Origin of the sequence: Mesorhizobium sp. B2-3-2, assembly GCF_006442295.1 — a bacterium.
GTDB lineage: Bacteria > Pseudomonadota > Alphaproteobacteria > Rhizobiales > Rhizobiaceae > Mesorhizobium.
On sequence record NZ_VFWA01000034.1, the window covers coordinates 1 to 1314 of the forward strand.

At 59.1% G+C, this 1314-nt stretch carries 2 protein-coding genes; both read left to right on the forward strand.

The features are described from left to right. Positions 1–487 precede the first annotated feature (487 nt). On the forward strand, positions 488–754 hold the full coding sequence (locus FJ964_RS30840; RefSeq protein ID WP_140554510.1) for a type II toxin-antitoxin system ParD family antitoxin: 267 nt from the start codon (positions 488–490) through the stop codon (positions 752–754). Positions 755–757: 3 nt separating this feature from the next. Next, complete coding sequence (locus FJ964_RS30845) at positions 758–1069, forward strand: type II toxin-antitoxin system RelE/ParE family toxin (RefSeq protein WP_140554511.1); 312 nt, start codon at positions 758–760, stop codon at positions 1067–1069. Positions 1070–1314 lie beyond the last annotated feature (245 nt).

The following is a 1314-nucleotide window of genomic DNA, read 5'->3' on the forward strand; positions in this document are numbered from 1 at the left end:
CTGTCCCCGCAACCAAATACAAAACAGCCCGGCTCAACCCGGGCTGTTCTTGTATCCGGCTGATCGCGCCCGGCTGATTTAAGAACCCTCATCAGCCCAGGAAACACGCAAAGCCCACCCCACCCCACAGGGTCAAAAGCCAAATCCCGCAAACCAAACCCAATCCGCCCGCCAGAACCATACAAGCCAAGCAAAAGCGTTCACGGAGCCAGGCCTCAGTCGTTCCATGCCTCGGAGCCAAGACGAGCTCTCGGTTCGCGCAGCCTGGATCGCGAGGAGCAGACCCCATCCATCGGTTGCAGGCGCGAACCTCGATCGCGCCACCCCGACCGAGGCGGTTTCCCGGCTATGCCGAATCAAGCGATCCGAGCCTGTCTGCGAGACATTCGGATCAAAATGCAGGATGGTCGACGTCGGCCGAAATTGCTAATATTTAACATCTATTGCTAATCCGTGCCGTAATCCATATCTCTTCCGGGAGGTTGTCATGCCCAACTACGCTCTGAACGACCACTATGAGCGCTTCATCAGGAAGCAGCTCGAATCAGGTCGCTACAACAATGCCAGCGAGGTTGTCCGCGCCGGCCTGCGCATGCTCGAGGATTTCGAGGCGGAGCGGGAAAGATGGCTGCGCGAGGAAATTCCGGGCCGCCTGGCCGAGCTCCAGCAGGATCCAGCTAAAGGAATCCCGGCCGAAGCGATTTTTTCTCGGCTGGAGGCGCGCCATCGCGCGAAACAGGCGAAAGCCAAGTAGGGGATGGACTATCGGATCGTCTTTCATCCCGCTGCACAAGCCGAACTCGAACGGCTCTATGACGACATAGCCGAGCGGGCATCGCCGGCGATCGCCTGGAATTTTGTCGCGGGTATTCAAGACCATTGTCTCGGTCTATCGACTTTTCCACAGCGTGGCACCGAGCGGCGCGAGATCATGCCCGGACTGCGGATCATCGGCTACCGACGGGCGGTCAGCATTGCCTTTGCGGTCGAGGGCGAGCAGGTGCTGATCCTGGGCATCTTCTACGCAGGCCGGAACATCACACCGGAATTGCTGGAGGATCGCCGCTGAAAGCCGCTCGCGCAAGGTCCGCGGCCGTCGGGCGGACAGCGGTTTTCAAAGCGAGGCATAGGGTCCGAAGCGAGTATCCCAGGCGCGACCAAGCGCAGAAAGCGATGTGGAAACTCAGCCTAGCCAACTCACGAATCTCGACCCCCGTGGATATCTCCACGAGAAATCTCAAAAACTTCTTGGATCGGTGTTGACAGTTTGTCTGGGTGGCGACTATATACGCCTCACGAACGAGGGCGGTGCGC

What these genes read in the sequence shown, in the direction of transcription:
- FJ964_RS30840 (WP_140554510.1), top strand. Translation starts at nt 488, where the DNA reads ATGCCCAACTACGCTCTGAACGACCACTATGAGCGCTTCATCAGGAAG.
- FJ964_RS30845 (WP_140554511.1), top strand. Translation starts at nt 758, where the DNA reads ATGGACTATCGGATCGTCTTTCATCCCGCTGCACAAGCCGAACTCGAA.